This is a genomic window from Paenibacillus sp. SAF-068, from assembly GCF_051967555.1.
Lineage (GTDB): Bacteria > Bacillota > Bacilli > Paenibacillales > Paenibacillaceae > Paenibacillus.
The window spans coordinates 1,106,126-1,125,242 of record NZ_JBQCJX010000001.1 but is presented as its reverse complement, the minus strand read 5'-3'; the positions used below and the strand labels follow the sequence as shown (position 1 = coordinate 1,125,242).

Annotated in this window: 14 protein-coding genes; 2 read left to right on the top strand and 12 right to left on the bottom strand. The window is 48.7% G+C overall.

Annotated elements, in window-relative coordinates:
- Window positions 1-32 precede the first annotated feature (32 nt).
- The 3 genes from ACTHPG_RS04985 to ACTHPG_RS04975 form a co-directional block, all read right to left on the bottom strand.
- Window positions 33-2,000 (bottom strand): PTS fructose transporter subunit IIABC, encoded by a 1,968-nt coding sequence (locus ACTHPG_RS04985; RefSeq protein WP_440388025.1) that lies wholly within the window; start codon window positions 1,998-2,000, stop codon window positions 33-35.
- An 86-nt stretch (window positions 2,001-2,086) separates the two neighbouring features.
- Entirely contained in the window at window positions 2,087-2,998 is a 912-nt protein-coding gene (gene pfkB / locus ACTHPG_RS04980) for a 1-phosphofructokinase (RefSeq protein ID WP_440388023.1), read from the bottom strand.
- A gap of 2 nt (window positions 2,999-3,000) precedes the next feature.
- Complete coding sequence (locus ACTHPG_RS04975; protein ID WP_315936522.1) at window positions 3,001-3,747, bottom strand: DeoR/GlpR family DNA-binding transcription regulator; 747 nt, start codon at window positions 3,745-3,747, stop codon at window positions 3,001-3,003.
- Window positions 3,748-3,936: 189 nt separating this feature from the next.
- Between ACTHPG_RS04975 and ACTHPG_RS04970 the strand changes: the two genes are divergently transcribed.
- Window positions 3,937-4,635, top strand: coding sequence for a G1 family glutamic endopeptidase (locus ACTHPG_RS04970; protein WP_440388022.1), 699 nt, complete (start codon window positions 3,937-3,939; stop codon window positions 4,633-4,635).
- 146 nt (window positions 4,636-4,781) lie between these two features.
- Here the strand turns inward: ACTHPG_RS04970 and ACTHPG_RS04965 are convergent, their stop codons facing one another.
- The 7 genes from ACTHPG_RS04965 to ACTHPG_RS04935 form a co-directional block, all read right to left on the bottom strand.
- Entirely contained in the window at window positions 4,782-5,267 is a 486-nt protein-coding gene (locus ACTHPG_RS04965) for a hypothetical protein (RefSeq protein ID WP_440388021.1), read from the bottom strand.
- A 135-nt stretch (window positions 5,268-5,402) separates the two neighbouring features.
- Window positions 5,403-6,833 carry an NAD(P)-binding domain-containing protein gene (locus ACTHPG_RS04960; RefSeq protein ID WP_440388019.1) on the bottom strand — a complete coding sequence of 477 codons (1,431 nt, stop codon included), beginning with the start codon at window positions 6,831-6,833 and terminating at the stop codon, window positions 5,403-5,405.
- Between the two features lie 334 nt (window positions 6,834-7,167).
- Window positions 7,168-7,407, bottom strand: a complete 240-nt coding sequence (locus ACTHPG_RS04955) for a DUF896 domain-containing protein (protein WP_440388018.1) — start codon at window positions 7,405-7,407, stop codon at window positions 7,168-7,170.
- Window positions 7,408-7,517: 110 nt separating this feature from the next.
- The gene (locus ACTHPG_RS04950) at window positions 7,518-13,475 is read right to left on the bottom strand and encodes a beta strand repeat-containing protein (protein WP_440388017.1); all 5,958 of its coding nucleotides are present in this window, start codon (window positions 13,473-13,475) and stop codon (window positions 7,518-7,520) included.
- A 351-nt stretch (window positions 13,476-13,826) separates the two neighbouring features.
- Window positions 13,827-14,780, bottom strand: a complete 954-nt coding sequence (locus ACTHPG_RS04945; protein ID WP_440388016.1) for an SDR family NAD(P)-dependent oxidoreductase — start codon at window positions 14,778-14,780, stop codon at window positions 13,827-13,829.
- A gap of 119 nt (window positions 14,781-14,899) precedes the next feature.
- The gene (locus tag ACTHPG_RS04940) at window positions 14,900-15,421 is read right to left on the bottom strand and encodes a TetR/AcrR family transcriptional regulator (RefSeq protein WP_440390130.1); all 522 of its coding nucleotides are present in this window, start codon (window positions 15,419-15,421) and stop codon (window positions 14,900-14,902) included.
- A gap of 98 nt (window positions 15,422-15,519) precedes the next feature.
- The gene (locus tag ACTHPG_RS04935; protein WP_440388015.1) at window positions 15,520-16,404 is read right to left on the bottom strand and encodes a helix-turn-helix transcriptional regulator; all 885 of its coding nucleotides are present in this window, start codon (window positions 16,402-16,404) and stop codon (window positions 15,520-15,522) included.
- 132 nt (window positions 16,405-16,536) lie between these two features.
- On the opposite strand from ACTHPG_RS04935, the gene ACTHPG_RS04930 reads away from it, so the two are divergent.
- On the top strand, window positions 16,537-17,256 hold the full coding sequence (locus ACTHPG_RS04930; protein WP_440388014.1) for a hypothetical protein: 720 nt from the start codon (window positions 16,537-16,539) through the stop codon (window positions 17,254-17,256).
- Here the strand turns inward: ACTHPG_RS04930 and ACTHPG_RS04925 are convergent.
- On the bottom strand, window positions 17,245-18,057 hold the full coding sequence (locus tag ACTHPG_RS04925) for a hypothetical protein (protein WP_440388013.1): 813 nt from the start codon (window positions 18,055-18,057) through the stop codon (window positions 17,245-17,247). The two genes, ACTHPG_RS04930 and ACTHPG_RS04925, sit on opposite strands and share 12 nt — an antisense overlap.
- Complete coding sequence (locus ACTHPG_RS04920) at window positions 18,058-19,038, bottom strand: ABC transporter substrate-binding protein (protein ID WP_440388012.1); 981 nt, start codon at window positions 19,036-19,038, stop codon at window positions 18,058-18,060.
- Window positions 19,039-19,117 lie beyond the last annotated feature (79 nt).

The following is a 19,117-nucleotide window of genomic DNA, read 5'->3' as shown; positions in this document are numbered from 1 at the left end:
AAATTTCACCCAGGAGATGTTTCTTATATTGATTACTTCACAAGCGTTGGTGCCTTCTTCCACAATCCCAGGATCAGACCAGAGATCACAGCACCAATGGCAACGGCCAGCAGGAACAATAATGCGTGGTTCGCCAGTGCAGCAACAAAAATCCCGCCGTGCGGAGCTGGTACATTAATGCTCCACAGTTGTGTCAATCCGCCAGCTACAGCAGAACCGATGATACAGGATGTCAATACACGCAATGGATCAGCTGCTGCAAACGGAATCGCACCTTCCGTAATGAACGAGAATCCAAGTACATAGTTCGTCAGGCCTGATTTGCGTTCTTGCTCTGTAAATTTGGATTTGAAGAACGTTGTTGCAAGTGCAATCGCCAGAGGAGGCGCCATACCGCCTGCCATAACCGCTGCCATATATGCACCGTCCGTGTTACCACTGGATGTGAATACACCAATCGCGAACGTATACGCCGCTTTGTTGAACGGACCACCCATATCGATGGCCATCATACCGCCAAGCAACAAACCGAGCAATACTTTATTGCCTGTTCCCAGATTACCAAGCGCATCTACAAGCCATGTATTCAGGGAACCGAAGACTGGATCAAAGATATAGTAACTGATTGCGCCTACGATCAGCAGTCCGAATACCGGATATAACAGAATCGGCTTCAAACCATCAATAGCTTTAGGCAATCCTTTGAACGCTTTACGAAGACCAATAACGACATAACCAGCCAGGAAACCGGCTGCCAAACCACCAAGGAAACCGGCGTTTGAGTTAACCGCCATTAATCCACCGACCATACCAGGCATCAGGGCTGGACGATCACCAATACTCATCGCGATGAATCCGGCCAATACCGGAATCAGGAAGTGGAATGCACCTGTTCCGCCACCGATGGTTTGAAGCAATTGTACAATCGGATTATCCGGACTAGCAATCTGTTCGAACAGGAAGGAGATCGCAAGCAGGATACCGCCACCTACAACAAATGGCAGCATATGTGAGATACCGTTCATCAGATCTTTATAGATTTTGCTACCTACACTGATCTTGCCCGCGCTTGCGCCCTCTTCCTTGGTATTACCGCCTTGACTGCGATAAATCGGTGCATCGCCGTTAACCGCCTTGCGAATCAGCTCTTCGGATTTACGAATTCCATCGCTCACCGGTCTTTGCAGTACCGGTTTGCCATCAAAACGCGCCATCTCCACATTTTTGTCTGCGGCAACGATAACCCCTTTGGCACGAGCGATCTCGTCAGCCGTCAGAACATTCTGTGCTCCTTCGGAACCATTTGTTTCTACACGGATATTGATGCCCATCTCCTGAGCTTTCTTTTTAAGTGCATCTTCAGCCATAAACGTATGCGCTATCCCTGTTGGACAGGCAGTCACCGCGACAACAAAATCTTCCGAATTGGCATTACCTACGATCACACCAGAAGTATTCTGCTGCTGACTGCCAGTGGAGCCTGATGCGGCATTCGCTGCTTTTTCAGCTTTTGCTTTCTCTTTGGCTGCTTCCTTCTCAGCTGCTTCTGCCTGTTTCGCATCAAACAATGCACTCACTTCTGCAGGAGTATCTGTACTCATTAATTGTGAGATGAAATCGCTATCAATCAACAACCTGGAAAGAGCTGCAAGCGTACGCAGATGGGTATTACCTGCGCCTTCTGGAGCCGCAATCATGAAGAACACATGAGCTGGTTGATCATCCAATGCTTCAAAGTCAAGTCCTTTTCTACTCTTCGCAAATACAACCGTTGGTTCATTTACCGCTGTTGTCTTCGCATGTGGCATCGCAATTCCGCCACCGATCCCCGTGCTGGATTCAGCTTCTCTTTTATAGATCATTTCCTTGAACAGAACAGGATCATTAATACGTCCGCTTCGGTTCAGGCTTGCAATTAGTTCATCAATAGCCTCGTCTTTGGTTGTGGCTTGCAGGTCCATGATCATTGTTTCCTGGATCATCAAGTCAGTTATTCTCATCTTGGTACACTCCCTTAAGTTCTATCGGCCTGCGATGTGCAGGCCTCATTACGTTTACAATAAAAACCTTCTATATCGCCGTTAGACTAGATCGTCGTAATGGTTACTTGATTGCGCAATTCATCAATCAATTCACGTGTTGCCAGATCATCCGAGAACGCAGTCGCGCTTCCAGATGCAACCCCTGTACGGAAGGCTTCCAGCAGATCACCACTCTGTACATAGGTTCCTACGAATCCGCCAATCATGGAGTCTCCGGCACCAACCGAGTTTCTCACAGTACCTTTTGGCACACTTGCATGATGAACTTCCGCTTGAGTAATGAACAGTGCGCCCTCGCCTGCCATGGAGATCAATACATGTTTCGCACCTGCTTCCAGCAACTTGCGGCCGTACAACACGAGTTCCTCACGAGTCTCAATGGTTACACCAAACAGTTCGGCCAGTTCATGATGATTTGGTTTCACCAGCAAGGGTGCATGTTCAAGAGCTTCCATTAATGCAGGGCCAGTTGTGTCAATCACAAATTCGGCTCCCGTTTGCTTGCAGACTTTAATAAGGCGATCATAGAAATCCGATCCAAGTGAAGGCGGTACGCTTCCGGACAGAATGACAATATCTCCTTTTTGCAATGAAGACAATTTGTGTATCAACTGCTCTGCCTCTTCTGCACGTATTGCAGGTCCAAGACCATTAATCTCGGTCTCTTCTCCATGCTTCAGCTTGATGTTAATGCGAGTATCGTCTGCAATCGTCACAAAGTCTGTGAGAATGTTATCTTCCTGCAACTTGTCATTAATGAAACGTCCTGTGAATCCACCAAGGAAACCAATAGCCGTGTTATCTGCTCCAAGTTGATTCAGTATGCGAGAGACATTAATGCCTTTGCCGCCCGGAAGCTTCAAATCCCGATTCATTCGATTCAATCCACCAAGTTTCAGCTCATCGACTTCCACGATGTAATCAATGGACGGGTTAAGTGTTATCGTATATATCATTGTTATCCCTCAATTATTTTAGTTTTCTGGGCGATTCCAGGCCGCCAGTGTTCTGGCATCTGCTCGGTAATCAAATCGGCCTCCTCCAAATCAAACAATTTGGCAAAAGTAATTTCCCCTATTTTGCTGGAATCAGCCAGCACATAAGATTTTCCCGACAATTGATGTGCACGCCTTTTAATCAAGGCTTCCTCCGGATCCGGTGTTGTATACCCCATTTCGGGATCTACTCCGTTGCTTCCAAGAAAACATTTATCAAAACGGAAATTATCCATGTTCTGTAATGCGATACTTCCAATGACTGCTTTTGTATGAATTTTCATCATACCTCCAAGCAAATAACTGCGAATACGCTTGCTTACCAAAGCTTCAACATGTGAAAGTCCATTGGTAACAACTGTTACGTCCTTAGCTTCAATAAAGGGAATCATGGCTAACGTTGTCGTTCCCGCATCCAGATAGATGCATTCGCCATTTTCGATCTCCTGAGCAGCCAAACGAGCGATCATTGTTTTTTGTTGAATGTTTTTGAACGTTTTTTCTTCCATGCCCGGTTCCAGCGTTTTTTCGTTCACCAGTGCGGCACCGCCGTGGATGCGTTTGAGCATCTGGCGACTCTCCAGATCGATCAAATCACGCCTAATCGTTGATTCAGAAGCACCTAGCACATCAACAAGCTCTTGCAATTTCACAATTCCCTGTAAATGTAAGCGCTCTATAATTGCAGCATATCGTTCTTCAGTCAGCATCTTCATTCCTCCAACTGCTTCTATAGTATCATAAATCCCTCAAAAAACAACCATTTTCATTCAAAATAATTTAAAAACATTCAAAAACCCGCATCTTTCGACTTATTTTCTTGTCCGATTGTCCCTTCCCCCGAATCCTACATATGCATCTGATAATCTAGTCCCTATTTTATCGAAGGTGGTGACCTGATGGCAGATCATCCAAACAAACGGCGAAAACCTTGTGTCCTGCATCAGAAAAAGAAAATTGCGAAGCCTCGTTTTGGATGGATCTCCTCCAACTGGAGTGGTTATGCTCGTACAGGCACACAGAACCAATACCGCCGCATCTCAGCTGAATGGATTGTCCCCTATGTTCTATCTGGCACACGTAACGCATACTCATCCGCATGGATTGGAATTGACGGCTTTGAGAACAGCAGTCTTATTCAGACCGGAACAGGTCACGACTGGATTCAAGGCAAACCCAGCTATTACGCCTGGTGGGAGATCCTGCCTGACGTGGAGACGATCATTCCACATCCGGTTTCCCCAGGCCATCATATTCGAGCAGTCATTGCCAAATTAACGCGCAAGACCTGGTGCATCACACTTTCTAATCTAACCCTTGGCTGGACCTTCCGTACCATTCAGTATTATTCGGGTCCGCAATCCTCTGCGGAATGGATTGTCGAAGCACCCACTGTCGGAAGTTCCATCGCCTCAATGGCACGGCTTAGTCCCGTGACCTTCAACATGTGCCGCCTGAACGGATGCTCTCCTACTTTTCGTACCTCTCAAAAAGGGATCATGATTCAAGGAGGAGGTATCGTCTCAATCCCTGGTTCCCCTAATCGGTGCAAAGATGGATTTACAGTTCGTCGCTTTAAGGTTCGTCGCAGCACTTGATTAATTAATGATTGAACGAAGTTTCATACTTCGTGGTTTAAAGTTGGTATTTCAAGACCTTCGTATCTCCATTAAAAATCCTGCAGCGTCCATCGCTTATGCGCGGCGTTGCAGGATTTTACTCTTCATGGGGATTTCATTCTCGTTTATGACTCTACAAGCATTGCATCCGGTTTAGGTTTAAGCCAGTTGCCATCCTCATTAATAAACGCCCCCTTGAAGCGCCCCATCTCCAATTGTTCAATCAGCCTCTCCTCGTCCATGACCAGAATCTCAGCGAGCTGCCCGGAGGTGTAGTAATGAGCGGGATTGTAATCGAGCAGCACAGGAACAGACGTATCATATAGTTCTTTGATCAGATTCTCAAAGGAATGCCGACCCAAGTTCTCCATATCTCTATAAAACTGCAAATGTTGGGACACCATATTACGGAAAGATTTATTCTCAAGGTGCATCCACAACGTATTGCAGGCCTGAACACTCATATGATTTTGTTCCACATCGTAAAATTGAATTTCTTCGATCTTCATGTATTTCTCTTGAAATGCAACGATCTTAATCAGAGGTACATTTCGTTTACGCGAAGCTTTCTTCACATGGGCCCTAAATTGTTCATAGTTCATTTCCTTCATCTATTATCCCTGCCTTTAACATGTTCCAACCGACATTTTACAACAAATCAAAGGCAAGTGTAACCTTCATCATGTGAAAAACAAAAAAACGTGCAGCATCAAATGCCACACGTTCACGATCTTATGGGGGGCAATTCACTCAGCGAGGGCACCGGTTTTCACCCATGTAGCGGTAAATTCCTGTTCTTCATACGCATAGAATTGTTGCAAAATAACCTCCCGGTCATCGAGGAACAACTGATCAGCTATGGCCGAGACCAGTTTGGGTACCGCACTCTTGGTGCCCGATATAGCCGATGCCGACAGACCACAGCTGGCAAGTGCAGAGTAATTAAATACAAACAGTCCATGCAACTGCTTCTCACCTTGTTCATCCCTGCTGGTCATCGCAAACCCGGAACTCAGGTATGGATGTGCATCCAGTAATGCATTACGATGCTCTGGCGGAGCTTGGTAACAGTCCTTCCAGCGAGCGATGTATGGCTCCACCAGTCTTAGTTCAGGACGAAGTGCCGGATCACTAAGCAGACCTGTACTGATAATCAGAAAATCAAACGTAAATGCCCCCTGTGCCGTATGCACAATCGCGCCTTCGTCCATCGCTTCTACACTCAGCCAAGGCGAGTTCAGATACAGTTGGAATCCAGGCCAGGCTGCCGCTCGATTAAACGTATCGTTGGTTGGCGGTTGATTGAATTTGAAGAAATGAGAGATCACTTCATATTTATCCGCAACCGGAAGAGCGTGGAATCGCTCAATCATACCGGACTGCTCCATCTGTCGAATGGGATTAACACTAGGCAGTTGTTCCCGTCGTACAAATACATGCGCTTCCGCCACGCCCGCGGCAAGGGCATAGCTCGCATTATCAAAAGCAGAAGCGCCGCCGCCCAGCACAGCAACCCTTTTACCTTTTAACCGCTCAAAATCAATCGCTTCCGACGTATGGGCATACAGTTCCCGAGGTAATCTATCAGCAATCATGGATGGCACATGCCACTCTCCACCGCCTTGTATTCCCGTGGCAAACACGACTTTCCGTGCAAGGATGACGTCCTTGTGAGTTCCTGCCTTCTTCACTTGAAGTCGATGTATTCCGTTCTCTATCGGCTCAACCAGCGTCAATTGGATCTCATTAAGCACAGGCAGATTCAGCACTTCACGATACCAGCGCAAATAATTCATCCAGTCTCCACGCGGAATTTTATCTACCTCATTCCAACCTTCGGCCCCAACCTGTGCTTCCCACCATGAGCGGAAGGTTAACGAGGGGATCCCCAGATCGATGGAAGTCAGATGCTTGGGGGTACGCAGAGTAACCATACGCGCATAAGTCTGCCAAGGTCCTTCAAGCCCCGATGTATTCTCGTCAATGACAAGAATATTGGAGATTCGTTCCCGAAGAAGTCCAAATGCTGCCCCTAATCCACTCTGACCTCCACCCACAATGACGACATCATAGACGTGACCATCGATATGTTCTCTTGGACGTACCCAGTTCGCGCCACCAAATGACAAATAATCCAGATCAGTCTTCACACGTTCATTCAAAGCTTCCAGGCTCATGATTCATCAACCCTTTCGAGATACATATATGAACTCGCTTTTTTTATCATTTGGTGTTAGTTTGTTGTTAACTTCACTAAGATTAATTGCACTTCACTTGTATTCCTGAAATGTATTAGCGTTATTATAAGATTTATTAGGGATGAATTGAAGTTGGTGGCAGATTTATTGTCATCAATACTAAAAATAACTGACATGCTTGTTAATCTGCACGAAACGCTAATTGGATGGTCACTTCCTCTCCAGATGTTGCTTCCTTTTCAACGGAAGAGTTGCAGAAAACAAAAAAAAGACAGACCAAGATGTAACCTTGGTCTGTCTTTTAAAAGAAATGCTATTGGTCGGCCTGTTCACGGCGCTGCAATTTTTCATTGGTTAATTTCTCAGGGGTCACATCATGACCCAGTGGGTCCACAACGGATACTGCCAGCATGGTTGTCAGCACCTGACCTCGAATAGCCTGCAAATATTGTTTTCTAAGCTCCTGCTGCTCGCTTTGCTCTGCCTTTGTCAAACCGACGCTGCTGCGTTGTTTTCGACTTAATTCATTAATGCGTCCCAAAAAAGGAATCATGAAATCCACCTCACTTGTTAGTCCATTTTCCAAAAGATATTTCGAATATCTTCAAACTAACTTATTACAACTTTACGAATTTGTCCATAGGCTCGATCCATTGAGAAGTTTTAGGTGATTTCATGCACAGACCACACAATGCCATTTGTAGCACCACTGCCCAAGTTCAACGTAATCGTTAGCCCGTTCGCGGCATAGAACAACCCAATCACATCTCCCGCATTCAGTGCCACCTCAACTGCCAATGTAACTGAACTGCTCCCCAAGACTGCCCGTATTGTAAGCAAGGTAACAGCTAAATTCAAGATCGGCAACAAACCACTAACGAGTGTTGTAACCGTAGGTGATGTCCTCTGGACAAGAAAGGCAGGGTTAACTCCAGCACCCAGTGATAAAGCGATTGCTGCGGTCGTTGCATAATTGATCGTGGCCACAATGGAATATCTTCCTGTCACGGGCACCGTATAATTTCCTGTGGTTGCATTGAAGTTGGCATTACCGTAATAAGGACTCGTTGTTGTCCAGTTGGTTAATTGTGTGCTCGTTGCTGTAGAAAGTGATGCCAGGAAGGCCGAGAAGCCTTGTGTTGCAAAGTTGGGCCCGGTTGGGCCCGTGGCTCCTGTCAGCCCCGTTGCCCCAGTCGCTCCTGTTGTTCCTGTTGCTCCGGTGGCACTAGTTACACCAGTGATGCCAGTAGCTCCTGTAAGTCCGTTAGCACCAGTTGGTCCAGTCGGGCCGGTTGGACCTGTGATTCCGGCTGTCCCTGTTGCACCTGTGGCTCCTGTACTCCCTGCTGCTCCAGTTGAACCAGTGGCACCTGTAAGACCAGTCGCTCCTGCAACTCCGGTTGCTCCTGTGGTGCCCGTTGCACCTGTAGTTCCTGTTTCTCCAGCTAATCCCGTAACACCAGTTGGACCAGTGATTCCTGTTACACCTGTTTCCCCTGTGATGCCAGTTGTGCCCGTTACGCCAGTAGCTCCGGTTGTTCCAGTGCTTCCTGCTGCTCCAGTTACACCTGTAATACCCGTAGTTCCGGTTATGCCGGTAACTCCCGTAGTCCCCGTGACCCCAATGGTACCGGTTGCGCCTGTTACACCCGTCTCTCCAGTAGCTCCAGTCACGCCCGTAATTCCAGTCGCGCCTGTTACGCCAGCAACTCCCGTGGTTCCCGTGGCTCCAGTCACACCAGTCGTACCTGTGACCCCTGTTAGACCCGTTTCCCCTGTGACCCCAGTTACACCAGTACCGGTTAAACCAGTAACTCCCGTAGTCCCCGTACTTCCCGTTGCTCCGGTCGCACCTGTAGTACCCGTAACACCAGTTACGCCAGTCGTCCCGGTTATGCCAGTGGCACCGGTTGCTCCCGTTACACCTGTCGTACCGGTAGTGCCTGTTACACCTGTCGTACCGGTAGTGCCTGTTACACCCGTCTCTCCAGTAGCTCCAGTACCACCGGTGAGTCCTGTCGCACCAGTCGTTCCTGTGACCCCTGTTAGACCTGTTTCCCCTGTGACTCCTGTTAATCCAGTCGTACCTGTTACGCCAGCAACTCCCGTCGTTCCCGTTGCTCCAGTAGCCCCGGTGGGTCCCGTCACACCAGTCGTACCTGTGCCCCCTGTTAGACCCGTCTCACCAGTTTGGCCAGTTGTGCCGGTGGCACCTGTAATTCCAGTAGCTCCAGTCACACCCGTAATGCCAGTTACGCCGGTCGTGCCGGTTATTCCTGTTTCTCCTGTAAATCCGGTTACGCCAGTAATGCCAGTAGCACCAGTCAGTCCAGTCGCACCTGTGATCCCGGTTAGACCCGTCTCCCCAGTGAATCCAGTAAGTCCAGTTACTCCCGTAACTCCAGTAACTCCGGTTGATCCTGTCACACCAGTTTGACCAGTAATTCCAGTAGCACCAGTCGGCCCGGTTACGCCAGTTATTCCTGTTAGACCTGTTTCCCCTGTAATGCCTGTTGTACCCGTTACGCCAGTAACTCCGGTGGGTCCCATGCTTCCTGTTGCTCCAGTCGTACCCGTGAGACCAGTTATACCCGTTTCCCCTGTGACACCAGTGGCTCCGGTCGCACCGGTTGATCCAGTCGTGCCGGTAAATCCTGTAGTACCTGTAACCCCAGTTACGCCGGTCGTGCCAGTTATTCCTGTTTCACCAGTAATACCCGTTGAACCAGTTGCCCCTGTAACTCCAGTAGCACCAGTCGTTCCCGTGATGCCGGTAACTCCGGTGGGGCCCGTACTTCCTGTTAGACCTGTTTCCCCTGTGACACCAGTTACGCCAGTTGTGCCGGTTGTACCCGTGCTTCCTGTTGCTCCAGTCGTACCTGTGACTCCGGTTGTGCCGATGGGTCCTATTGAGCCGGTGACTCCTGTTAACCCTGTATCACCAGTAATGCCGGTAGCACCAGTAATTCCAGTGAATCCAGTCACACCTGTGTTGCCCGTAACGCCAGTAACTCCCGTAGATCCGGTCGCACCAGTCGTTCCGGTAATTCCTGTTAGACCTGTTTCCCCAGTGGCTCCAGTCGCGCCAGTTATACCAGTCGTCCCAGTTATACCAGTCGTCCCAGTTACTCCAGTAATTCCTGTGATACCCGTACTTCCCGTTGCTCCAGTAACCCCGGTGACTCCTGTCGGACCTGTCTGACCAGTGACGCCAGTAGCTCCGGTCGCACCTGTTGTACCCGTAACGCCTGTTACACCCGTCTCTCCTGTAATGCCCGTGGTTCCTGTTTCTCCAGTCGCACCAGTGACTCCCGTTAGACCCGTAATGCCGGTTGTACCCGTACTTCCCGTTGGGCCGGTCGCACCTGTAATTCCCGTTTCCCCAGTGGTACCCGTAATGCCGGTAGATCCAGTAATACCTGTCGTACCAGTTGGTCCTGTTTCGCCAGTGACTCCGGTTGTGCCTGTGACCCCGGTGGATCCCGTTAGACCAGTCGTTCCGGTAACTCCTGTTTCACCAGTACTTCCTGTAGCACCGGTCACGCCTGTGATGCCCGTGGGTCCTGTTACTCCAGTTAATCCCGTAACACCAGTTAAGCCAGTCGTGCCGGTTGGCCCTGTTTCTCCGGTGACCCCGGTTATGCCCGTAGCTCCGGTAATACCAGTTGAACCAGTAGACCCGGTGAGTCCTGTCGCGCCAGTTATACCAGTAATTCCTGTTGTGCCACTACCTCCGGTTACTCCCGTAATACCAGTTGTTCCCGTTACTCCAGTTAAACCAGTCGTGCCGGTTGGTCCTATTTCACCAGTTGGGCCAATAGAACCGGTAGGGCCCGTTACACCTGTGTTTCCAGTTAGACCTGTCTCTCCAGTAACACCTGTCGGGCCGGTTACGCCAGTCACTCCCGAGATACCTGTAATTCCGGTTGCTCCTGTCGCCCCAGTCGGTCCCGTCGCGCCTGTGAATCCTGTTAGGCCCGTTTCCCCAGTGACACCAGTCAGTCCGGTAGCTCCGGTCACGCCTGTGATACCTGTGGTTCCAGTAATGCCAGTTAGTCCAGTTGTACCTGTAATTCCAGTTTCTCCAGTTGCACCGTTCAGTCCCGTCACACCAGTCGTACCTGTGAGCCCTGTTAGACCTATATCTCCAGTTATTCCGGTTGCACCGGTAATTCCTGTGGCTCCTGTGCTCCCAGTTAGCCCCGTCTCTCCAGTGACGCCTGTTGCTCCGGTCACACCAATTGTACCCGTAACGCCAGTTACGCCAGTTGTGCCGGTTGTCCCTGTTTCGCCGGTGACCCCAGTTATGCCAGTAGTTCCGGTATTACCAGTTGAACCAGTAACCCCGGTGAGTCCTGTCGCGCCAGTTACACCAGTAATTCCTGTTGTGCCACTAACTCCGGTTGCACCCGTACTTCCAGTAGCTCCAGTTATACCTGTTAGTCCTGTCTCTCCTGTTGGGCCAGTTACACCAGCTGTACCCGTGTTTCCGGTAATACCAGTTGGTCCAGTCGCACCCGTAGGACCTGTAATACCAGTTGCACCTGTACCTCCTGTTAGACCCGTCTCTCCAGTGACACCAGTGGCCCCGGTCGCTCCCGTAATTCCCGTCGGGCCGGTTACGCCAGTCACTCCCGAGATACCTGTAATTCCGGTTGCTCCAGTTGCTCCAGTTGCTCCAGTCGCCCCAGTCGGTCCCGTCGCTCCTGTCGTGCCTGTGAATCCTGTTTGACCCGTTTCCCCAGTAGATCCTGTAGCACCTGTAACTCCGGTGGTACCCGTTTCTCCACTAGATCCAGTCGAACCTGTCTCACCGGTTGGGCCTGTCGTACCTGTAATTCCTATTTCTCCAGTAGCACCGGTTGATCCTGTCTCACCTGCCGTGCCGGTAATTCCTGTTTCACCGGTCGCGCCTGTGATGCCCGTGGTTCCTGTTACTCCAGTTAATCCCGTAACACCAGTTGGGCCAGTAGTCCCCATTAGACCCGTCTCACCAGTAATTCCGGTAGCACCAGTACTTCCAGTAGATCCAGTCACACCTGTGTTGCCCGTAACACCAGTAACTCCCGTAGCTCCGGTCGCGCCAGTTATTCCAGTCAATCCAGTAATACCGGTCGTCCCAGTTACGCCAGTAATTCCTATGGTACCCGTACTTCCAGTTACACCTGTCGTACCTGTAACGCCTGTTACTCCCGTCTCTCCTGTAATGCCCGTGGTTCCTGCGGGTCCTGCGGGTCCCGTCTCCCCAGTTGGGCCAGTCGTACCTGTAATCCCCGTTTCCCCTGTGACACCAGTTGTGCCAGTTACGCCAGTGGCGCCAGTCAGTCCGGTAATTCCTGTAGTACCCGTGACGCCATTCGTACCTGTTGCTCCTGTTTCGCCTGTGACCCCGGTTGTGCCGGTTACACCGATGGGTCCCGTTAGACCAGTATTTCCTGTCGCTCCGGTGAGTCCTGTCACACCTGTTAGACCCGTTTCTCCAGTGGCACCAGTTGCTCCGGTCGCACCTGTACTGCCCGTAAATCCAGTAATTCCTGAAGCACCAGTATTTCCAGTAGCTCCCGTCTCACCAGTTAATCCAGTTGCCCCCGTAGTGCCTGTTGTTCCAGAAGTACCAGTGATACCAGTCGCTCCAGTGTTGCCCGTGGGTCCTGTTTCTCCAGTTACACCTGTGGTTCCGGTATTACCAGATGAACCAGTAGTCCCTGTCGGACCTGTGACCCCTGTTAGCCCCGCTTCTCCAGTGGCACCAGTTGCTCCGATTGAACCTGTAATGCCAGTACTTCCCGTTGATCCAGTACCTCCGGTGGCTCCTGTCACACCGGTCGCACCTGTTGTACCCGTAACACCAGTAACTCCTGTGATTCCAGTTTCTCCAGTTAGACCGGTTACCCCTGTAACACCTGTAAATCCAGTAATACCTGTTGTGCCAGTGCTTCCTGTTTCGCCAGTAACTCCGGTTGTACCAGTGGGTCCTGTTAACCCTGTAACACCAGTAATTCCAGTAAATCCAGTCACACCTTTGTTGCCCGTAACGCCAGTAATTCCTGTGGTACCCATACTTCCCGTTGCTCCAGTAATACCGGTTATACCAGTTGGTCCGGTTGCTCCTGTGGTTCCTGTTTCACCAGTAGTTCCAGTTAGTCCCATCACACCAATGCCAGTTGGACCAGTTGCTCCAGTTAACCCCGTGGCCCCAGCTAATCCAGCAACTCCAGTTGAACCTGTAAGGCCGGTTATACCAGTATTTCCTGTAGCACCTGTCACGCCTGTGGCACCAAAACCGGTAATTCCAGTTGCGCCGGTTGTTCCTGTGACTCCAGTCGATCCGATGCCAGTTGCACCTGTAACTCCTATGCTTCCTGTAGATCCAGTTGCTCCCGCCTCACCCGTTAGACCGGTTGGACCTGTAAATCCGGTAGTTCCAGTCACACCTGTGGTGCCCATCAGTCCGGTAACTCCAGTTGCCCCTATAGCCCCAGTTATTCCAGTTGAACCCGTAACTCCCGTAGCCCCAGTGACCCCAGTCCGTCCTGTTAGTCCGGTTGCTCCCCTTTTGCCTGGAGACCCAGGGTCTCCGGTTAACCCGGTAGCTCCAGTTGCTCCGGTGTATCCTCTCATTCCCCGATAACCCCGTGGGCCGCGAAGGAAAGGAATCCTGTGGCTTTTCTTGTTTTTGCATGAACGTCTGCTTTTCTTACATGACTTACTCTTCTTCTTTGGGATAGAGTGCTTTTTTGATTTTTTGGCTTTCCGTTTAACTGTGCTGATTGAGGAAATTTTACGTTTCTTTCTGGACATACCGCTCACAAGAAAATCCCCCCTCCTTGTACACCACGTCAAATCTCCGCATTTTACAATAGTACAGTCTATGCCCAGGACTAGCTTTGTGCGCCCCCTAATCAATATGCCTATGAAACCACCATAGTTAGTGATCAATCAATTACTTTTCTCCAAAAAATATATTTCCCTTTACTCCACCTGCAACTCCTTAATCGTCAACGCAATTCCCTCTTCGAAAGATGTTGCCACAACTGGACCAATCTGTTCCTCATATTTCTGTCTGCTCAAGATCAGGGGTTCCTCGGTCAGATATAACATCTCTACAATTTCTTTCATAACGGGTACACCCAGTCCAATCAACGACAATCCCACTTTTCCTAATGCTATCACAGGTTTTCTTATCCCCGCAGCCTTCTGTGCCATACGCACAATCTCATGACCCGGAATGATCCCCGATCCAGGAATGTTCCAGTTCTGTCCATACGTCGTCTCCCTGCTTGCCAGCTCCACCACCATAACCGCAGCATCCGGTAAATAGATGTACTCTCTGGGTACTTTCATATTTCCGATAAAAAAAGCCATTCTGCCTTTCGCTATCGCTTCAAGCGTTGAACCCAGATAGGAAGCCTGATTAGCCGATGGGCCATAATAGTCCGGCAAACGAACGATCATCACCTGTGCTCTGCTCCATCTTGTGCTAAATAACATTTGTTCATAGGCAAGTCGTGTCTTGCCTTTGCGGGTGTGTGGCTGTTTCGGGTGTTCTTCCGTTACCTCCCCCATTTGCCTTCTACCATAAGGGTAGATTCCGTCTATTACAACCACGTTCAGACCCAAGTGTTCTGCCGCCGCCATCACGGATTCGCCCAGCGGAATCAGACTGCTCTCCATTTCGTTATACGGGACATTCGCACAATGAAACATGACATCCATTTCCTGAGAAGCAGCGATAATATCATCCGACCGAAATGCATCTCCCACTGCGATTTGCAGGTGATCTGGAGATCCCAACTTTACCGCAAGTTGCTCCAGTTTTTGACGGGAGCGCCCAAAAGCAATCGTAGAAATGCCTCGTTTAATCAATTCCTCCGTAATCGCTGCACCTGTTCCACCTGTGGCTCCAATCACAATAGCTCTTTTCATCGTAGATCGACCTCTTCCATCCATTTAGTTATTGATCAATAACTTACCTGACAACAATATAATCCATAATTAGTGATTGATCAATAACTAAATTTCAAAAAGGGAGTTCCCATCCCTCTCTATCGGTCCTTCAGCTCAGGCATGTCCAGTGCAGTAGATAAATTACACAACATCCCAATCGCCAGGAAAATCATGGTTCTTTTCAGCGGTTCAGCAATACCTGCAACGGTGAAAGCTTCCAGTACCATGCTTCGTACATCACGAATGCCTTTTTGCATGGCCTGACGAATGACTTCTTCCCGGATCGTTTGTGCCTGCATCTGAAGCAAAATTTCGCTCTTGTGCGATTCCAGAATCTTATCGTAGGCTTCAATGAGATCATTCTCCAACTGATCTGGCGTCGCCGTCTCCACCACAATTCGAAACGAATCAATCACCCGTGTCCATGAGACCTCAATTGCAGTTAATAATAAAGCTTCTTTGGTTTTGAAAAAGCGAAAGATATACGGCTGTGAGATCTGTGCCCGTTCAGCCACCTGGGCTGTAGTCGCACGATAATAGCCAATTTCCGCGAACACATCGATTGCCGCAGAGATAATATCATTTCGCCGATTAACCGACGCTGCTGTATCTTTAGCCATCATTTTCCCCTTCCAACGTACAGTTATGAATTGATCAATAACCTGAAGTATATCTGATTCATGTAATCAAGGCAAAATGCAATATAGTGACACTTCATTTAACCCTTGAACTTACTGGGATTATAGCCATACGTTTGCCTGAAACGACTGATGAAATAACTGCTGTTCACATACCCAACCAGATGGGCGGCCTCCGATACACCAACTTGCCCACTCTCCAGTAGCTCACGCGCCTTTTCCATCCGTTTCTGAATGACATACGCATGAATGGATCTGCCGTATTGCTGCTTGAATGCTCGTTTTAGCTTATTTTCATTCATCATGGCCGGTCGAACCAGCTCCGGAATTGTAGGTGCGTCGGCATAACGGGTATCCAGAATTCGTTTGACTTCCTCTAATCCAGCTCGGTCGGAGTCACTCAGTCTCACCTCTTGCACATGGGAATGAGATCGGTCCGTCAACTCTCCGGCAAGCACTGCAATTAATTCCGCCAACTTGGCTTCCAAATAATATTCACGGATCTCATTCGTGTAATTGCATTGTATCATGTCCTGAATAACCCGACGTGCCACAGGCGGTATATCGATCCCTGCATTTTTCGGCAAATGATTAAATATCCCAATCGCTCCAGTCTGACGTATCGTCTCAAACAGCATCGGATAGTATTCCTTATGGACCTGTAACCCCAGTTGCACACTTCGCTGCCCTTCTTCATACATATTGGATGTGGCAAATGCACCACCCTCATAGATCCCAAAGTGATTTTCCAACAATCTATGCTTACGTCCAGTATCTCGATTACACCACTGCTGCTCACCCGTCAGGTTAAATGCAAGAACAAACCCTGCATGTTCACTACGCTCATCGACGACTGTATCTCTACACGGGGTAAGATCACAGAACGACCAATTGGCATGTGGTCCCAGACTTGTCGTTTGAAATACACCACTTCCTGCGTGATCCGGTAGATAAAATGTGGACATATCGTTCCTCCTTATTCAGATATAAAAGCTCCCGTTTAAGGTAACAAGTGCATGCGTATCCGTTGTAACCTATACACATCAATCTATTGAAACCAATACTCGTCACTTAACCTTAGATAAGGAGCAGACATCATGAAATCCCTAGACAACACCTACTATATCGCACTGAGTTTCCATATCCCCAAGCCAAAGCTTAAAGCATATCATGAATACCTCAACACACACGTGATTCCGGTTTATATGCGAAATATGAATGAGTCCATCACAACATACAACATATACACTCACAAATTAACGACAGAAAAACACGGTGAATTTCCCTTATGGAACATGTTACACGTTATACAACTTCAAAATCGTGATCTGGCTGCACCTCTCATGAGCGAACTAAACCAGATCCAGCCGTTTCCTGATGCCATCATCGTTCGTCAGGAATTGCTCGTCAGTACACCAAGCAGTAACTTTCCCGTCCAAAACCAACAAACCCGCAGACGCTGGCTCAAGCCGCTGCAGGTTGTGGAACATGTCGATGTTCAGCAGGATTCCTTGGAAGAATTCCGCAACATCATGATCCACGGAAATGGACCAGCCATGAATTTCATTTTGAGTGAACGGAAATGGTGCCATAGCTTCTATGCCCTGGAAACCGAAGAAGTATGGACTCATCACCCAGATTACCCGGAGTGGAATCAGCTCCACATTATTGCCTTGTACCCGGAAGCCCCTTTTCTGTATAAAAAGGATTTTGGACGTGGTCTCGCCCAGGCTTCTGGCGCCAGTTTCGAAGAGAACATGGATCGTCTGAAACAGATACGGACGATGCGGTACAAAAGTGTCAGTTCACTGCTGTAGAAGATTGCGCAATCGTGTTTCTGAATCCAGCTTCGGACAGCTATTGCAGTAACCATGTGTATGACTGCCGTCTCCAACCTGATAAGCCAGACAGCAATATCGGCGTATCAAGAAAGGCGGTCCCTGCCACGTGGGATGTTCAAATGGTTTTAGCTCATTGGCAAAAGTATATCCATTATCGTTATGCGGATCCAGCCATATGCTTTGATCTTCCTTGATCTGTGCAAGCCGTTGATTCGTCTTCCATATTCTTTGATCATGGACCATACGTACATACAATTGTTGCACATTATGCGCAACCAGAGACCACATGACCTTATCGCTCGCTCCTGTATCAACAGCTACTGCTCGCAGGACAGGCTCCAGATGTAACAGCATCCTCTTCTTGAGCAAGCCGCTTTCTGACATGCGCTGGACAGAATCCTCACCTTCCAGAAAGGTTCTCTCCAGCAGAGTCTCATATCGCATGCCGCCTGATCCATTCAATTCGAATCGTATATCATCCTCAGCCATGCTAAGTGTGGTGTCGTATAGACTGAATGCGGAGATTACGGCCATCACAAGCACCGAATAACGCTTGGCAAAAAGTGTACCGACGGCCGCACTCCCTTTGCCGCCCAGTTGGAGCCCTTGCTGCATAGCCTGCTCACGCAGTATCGAGTCTCGTTTCTTTTCATCCAGCAGATCCTTCACTCGGAAAGGATACTTGAGGTCATCGTAATTCGCTCGGATCGTCGTCACAAAAAAATGCTGTAATGTTTCCGTCATCTCTGCATGTTTAAGTCCTTGATAATGTCCCATCTATTGAATCATATCTTCAACTTCGTTAATTATCTCGCTGCGACCAATGACCCCCCAGCCCTTAAACAGCCAGAATGAGTCTGTCGTATAGACCTGATCTTCATTAAGAGCTGGTACTCCCTTCCAGAGTGAGCTTGCGTTGATGTTGTTTAGATAATCCTCGGCATTCGGATCAACCTCAAGAACTACGAAATTGGCATCGATATCCGCGATTTTCTCCATAGACAGGTCCTCACGCTGTTCGGCAGGCGTCACAGTAGTGGGTTCAAACCCAAGATCATGATACAATAATGTATTGGTTGGATGTCCTTTTGCCGCATATATTTGCAAGGTCTTCTCTCTTACACGCAGATAAGCCAGCTTTTTCTGATCCAGTTGTGCGATCTTCGCCTTTAATTGCTCTGCCTGTTGTTCTACCTCTGTAATCTTTTCTTTCGCTAGATCAACCTTATTGTACATTCCAGCAAAAGTCATCAAATCCTGAGTCCAATAGGTTGCGTCATCTTCATAATCCAGCCATTCGGTACCAAGTACAATCGTAGGCGCGATTTTCTCCAACTGATCATACGTATTCTCGGCAGTTCGACTTTCAATAACGATAACATCCGGATCGATCTGAAGGATAGCCTCCAGGTTAGGACTATCTGCCGACCCAACTGTTGGAACACCCTCAAGCTGATCTGCGAAGTAAGGCAGATAATCTCCTCCGTAACGAACTTCTACGTTAACCCCTGCTGGTTTCTCACCAATCGTCAGCATGTGATCGATATATGCAGCGGATAATACAACCATACGCTCTATCTTTTGCGGTACAACCGCTGTTCCCTTAAGATGCTCAATCGTTTGTGTACCGCTCTCTTCCACAGGGGTATCCTGTTGTTGAGGCTTTTCTTCCGATACTTCCGAAGTCTTGCCACATGCCGCCAGAACAAGCATAAGCAGGGTCAACAATAGTATAGTTGCTGCTCTCTGTCTTACCATTTGTATTAAATCCCCTCTACTATTTAAGAATAATAATCATTATCATTATAGTAGGGAAAAGAGAACAAGCTTGCCATGG

Excerpts from the sequence above, each read along its gene's own strand:
- ACTHPG_RS04985 (WP_440388025.1), bottom strand. The coding sequence starts at position 2,000 with ATGAGAATAACTGACTTGATGATCCAGGAAACAATGATCATGGACCTG.
- pfkB (WP_440388023.1), bottom strand. The coding sequence starts at position 2,998 with ATGATATATACGATAACACTTAACCCGTCCATTGATTACATCGTGGAA.
- ACTHPG_RS04975 (WP_315936522.1), bottom strand. The coding sequence starts at position 3,747 with ATGCTGACTGAAGAACGATATGCTGCAATTATAGAGCGCTTACATTTA.
- ACTHPG_RS04970 (WP_440388022.1), top strand. The coding sequence starts at position 3,937 with ATGGCAGATCATCCAAACAAACGGCGAAAACCTTGTGTCCTGCATCAG.
- ACTHPG_RS04965 (WP_440388021.1), bottom strand. The coding sequence starts at position 5,267 with ATGAAGGAAATGAACTATGAACAATTTAGGGCCCATGTGAAGAAAGCT.
- ACTHPG_RS04960 (WP_440388019.1), bottom strand. The coding sequence starts at position 6,833 with ATGAGCCTGGAAGCTTTGAATGAACGTGTGAAGACTGATCTGGATTAT.
- ACTHPG_RS04955 (WP_440388018.1), bottom strand. The coding sequence starts at position 7,407 with ATGATTCCTTTTTTGGGACGCATTAATGAATTAAGTCGAAAACAACGC.
- ACTHPG_RS04950 (WP_440388017.1), bottom strand. The coding sequence starts at position 13,475 with ATGAGAGGATACACCGGAGCAACTGGAGCTACCGGGTTAACCGGAGAC.
- ACTHPG_RS04945 (WP_440388016.1), bottom strand. The coding sequence starts at position 14,780 with ATGAAAAGAGCTATTGTGATTGGAGCCACAGGTGGAACAGGTGCAGCG.
- ACTHPG_RS04940 (WP_440390130.1), bottom strand. The coding sequence starts at position 15,421 with ATGGCTAAAGATACAGCAGCGTCGGTTAATCGGCGAAATGATATTATC.
- ACTHPG_RS04935 (WP_440388015.1), bottom strand. The coding sequence starts at position 16,404 with ATGTCCACATTTTATCTACCGGATCACGCAGGAAGTGGTGTATTTCAA.
- ACTHPG_RS04930 (WP_440388014.1), top strand. The coding sequence starts at position 16,537 with ATGAAATCCCTAGACAACACCTACTATATCGCACTGAGTTTCCATATC.
- ACTHPG_RS04925 (WP_440388013.1), bottom strand. The coding sequence starts at position 18,057 with ATGGGACATTATCAAGGACTTAAACATGCAGAGATGACGGAAACATTA.
- ACTHPG_RS04920 (WP_440388012.1), bottom strand. The coding sequence starts at position 19,038 with ATGGTAAGACAGAGAGCAGCAACTATACTATTGTTGACCCTGCTTATG.